We start from the raw sequence: 2908 nt of genomic DNA, 5'->3' as shown, positions 1-2908 counted from the left end.
CCCGACACACCCATCATCACCACCGACGCCCGCCACCGCGCCGACGCCAAAAGCGCGCTCATCACCCTGGTCGAGCACGCACTCATGGCACGACTGCGGTAGCGGCCGCCACCGCCGGACCGGTCCCGCGAGCGGGGTTCCCATTCCTCATGGAGTGCGGGACCCCGTTCGTTTCATGTGGGCGCTCCGGGCTCCGCCACCACGGCACCCGGCCGCTTCATCGCCTGGGGCGGACCGGCTGCCGGGAACCCCGGGGTCGGGGTTCCGGAAGTCCGCTCAGCGCAGTACGGCGGCCAGCAGATCACCGCCCAGCGCCGTCAGATCCGGCACGCTGAGGGTGTACCGGACGTAGCGGCCGTCCCGCCGGGCCGTGAGCAGTCCCGCGCGGCGCAGGACGGCGAGGTGGCGGGAAACCTCCGGTGCCGACAGTTCCCAGGTGTGGGCCAACTCTCCGTTGGTGTGCGGGCCACGGGCCAGCGTGCGCAGCAGTCGTAGCCGGACCGGGTGGTTGAGTGCCTCCAGCCGTGCGGTGACCGTCTCCAGCGACACCGGTTCTGCCGGTCCCGGTTCGGCCACGGGGTACTGCAGTACCGGCTGCCAGCCGGGCGCGTGCACCGCCACCAGGTGCGGGCTGCCGAAGACACTGGGAATGAAGGTGACTCCGGCGCCGTGGCCGGTGGTCGCCGTGTCCTGCAGCTTGTCCACGACGATGCAGTCGCCGTCCGGTGCCAGGGCGACAGCTCCGGAGACCGATGCGAGAGCCGCACCGACGCCCTGGCGCTTCAGCAGGTCGTTCTTGAGGCGCAGATCGGTGGCGAGCCGCACGGCGACGTCCGCCCACGCGGCGTCGAAGAAGGCCTCGGCGCACTGTTCCAGGGTGTCCCGCACTCGCGCCCGCACGCCCGCCGGGTCCGCGAGCAGCCGTTCCGCGAAGGCTTCCTGCCGCGCGCCGCGAGCCTGGGCCAGGTCCAGGGCCCGTTCACGCGCCGTCGCGTCGCTGAGCGGCGATCGCGCGGCGTAGCGGACCCGCCTGTTGCCGCACGTGCTGACGAGCGCGGCGGTCACATACGTTTCGTCGTCCATCCGGTCCACGTCGTCCAGTTCCTCGGCGAGGGTCGGCCGAGGCCTGGCGGGGAGCAAAAAGTCGGCGGCTGAGGAACGCCAGAGGAACTCGGCCTCCCGCAACCGTTCGGCCAGTTCCGGCGGCAGCTCTGCCCAGACCTCCCCGGCCCGGTGCGCGTGCCGCGGATGGTGGCCGGGTTCGGCCAGCACATGCAGCATCGCGGTCAGCTCGGCCAGCGGGGAGGCGGCGAACAGCAGTCGCTCGGAAGGCAGTCCGCTGATGTCGATCCTCAACGTCACCGTCTCATCATCGTCGGTCCGGAGTCCGGCGGCGTCGCCGTTTGACGGGGTCCGTCAACCGGCGTGCTCAGCCAGCGATCCGGCCCCATCTTTTGACGCCATGGCAACCACCACCAAGTTCCGGCCCAAGGCCCTCGTCCGGGCCTCCGGAGGCCCCCGCTATGCCGCCGCCCTGGCCGTGGACGCGTTCGGCACCGGACTGCTGCGGCCCTTCCTGCTGCTGTACGGAGTGATGGTGCTGAGGTTGTCCGCGCCCCTCACCGGCATCGCCATGACGGTCGGCATCGTCGCGGGTCTGGTGTGCATGCCCGCGGTGGGCCGATGGCTGGACCGGGGCGCGCGCAGCACGGTCGTCGCGGCGTCGATGCTGGTGCGGGCACTGGGCGTGGGACTGCTCATGGCCACCCCGACGGGGCACGTATGGCTGTTCACGACGGCGGCGCTGTTCCTCGGCATCGGCAACCAGGCCTGGCCGGCGGCACACGCCGCCCTCGTCGCCACGGTCGCCCACGGCCGTGACCGCGATACCGCCCTCGCGGCGGGCCGCGCGCTGCGCAACGCCGGTCTGGGCGTGGGTGCGCTCATCGCCACCGCCTGCCTGGCGGGCGGCACCACCGCGTTGCAGGCGCTGGCGGTGGTCACCGGGCTCGCCTATCTCGCCGCGGCGGCCCTCTCGTGGTCGGTCCGCCTGTACGCACGGCCGACCGCTCACCCGGCCCAGGACGGGGAGGACCACGGGCCCGCACCCCGGATGCGCGCCCTGCTGGCCGCCAACGTGGTCTACGTCTTCTGCCTCAACGTCCCCGAAATCGCGCTCCCGCTGGTCCTGGTCACGCAGCTGGACGCGTCGCCGGTGTGGTCGGCGGCCATCTTCGTGGCCAACACCGTGCTGGTGGTCACGCTCCAGGTCCCGGTCACCGTCCTGATGTCCCGCTTCCCACGGCCGACCGTGCTGGCTGTGGCCGGTGTGCTGCTCGCCGTGTCCTACCTCGGCTTCCTCGGGGCCACCGCGCTCGGCCACGGCTGGGCCGCCCCGGCGATCGCCGTGGTGTCGGTGGTGTGCACGATCGGCGAGATCGTCTACGCGGGCAGCGCCACCGCGCTGGTCACTGCCCTGGCCCCGGCGCATGCCCTGGGACGCACCCTGGCCCGCTTCGAGCTCTCCACGGGCTTCGGTCTCGCCGTCTCCCCCGCGGTCATCGCCGCTCTCGCACCGCACGGTCCGGCCGCGCTCTGGGGCAGTCTGACCGCTGCGACACTCCTGTCCGCATCCGCCGTCGCCACCGAGAAGGACCAGGCAACACCTCATTCGGTGCCGGCACCTTCACCGGCACCGGCCGGGAGCACACCCGCGGCTGCGGAAGTCACTTGCGATGACGGTGCGAGATAGCGGCGGGGACTCCCGGATTCGCTTCGCCGCTCCGCGCTGATACGCGCCTCGCCCCCCCGCCCCGGGGGGGGGGGGGGGGGCCAGGACGCACGCCGCACGCGGGGGCGCGGAGGGCGGCACCGAACCCCCCGCAACACCGACGGGGCGGGGAACACG

2 protein-coding genes and 1 pseudogene are annotated in these 2908 nt (G+C 72.9%); 2 read left to right on the top strand and 1 reads right to left on the bottom strand.

The features are described from left to right. Positions 1–102: pseudogene (locus ACFWI9_RS01375) on the top strand (ATP-binding protein); the annotation flags it as partial. Between the two features lie 174 nt (positions 103–276). Here ACFWI9_RS01375 and ACFWI9_RS01370 read toward each other — a convergent pair. Further along, the gene (locus ACFWI9_RS01370; RefSeq protein WP_387158133.1) at positions 277–1362 is read right to left on the bottom strand and encodes a DUF5937 family protein; all 1086 of its coding nucleotides are present in this window, start codon (positions 1360–1362) and stop codon (positions 277–279) included. Positions 1363–1462: 100 nt separating this feature from the next. Here ACFWI9_RS01370 and ACFWI9_RS01365 point away from each other — a divergent pair, with 100 nt between their 5' ends. After that, positions 1463–2752: an MFS transporter gene (locus tag ACFWI9_RS01365; protein ID WP_387158131.1), complete on the top strand. Its 1290-nt coding sequence runs from the start codon at positions 1463–1465 to the stop codon at positions 2750–2752. Positions 2753–2908 lie beyond the last annotated feature (156 nt).

Origin of the sequence: Streptomyces sp. NPDC127084, assembly GCF_042724175.1 — a bacterium.
In the GTDB taxonomy this organism is placed as follows: Bacteria; Actinomycetota; Actinomycetes; order Streptomycetales; family Streptomycetaceae; genus Streptomyces.
This window is presented reverse-complemented; position numbering and strand designations above follow the sequence as displayed.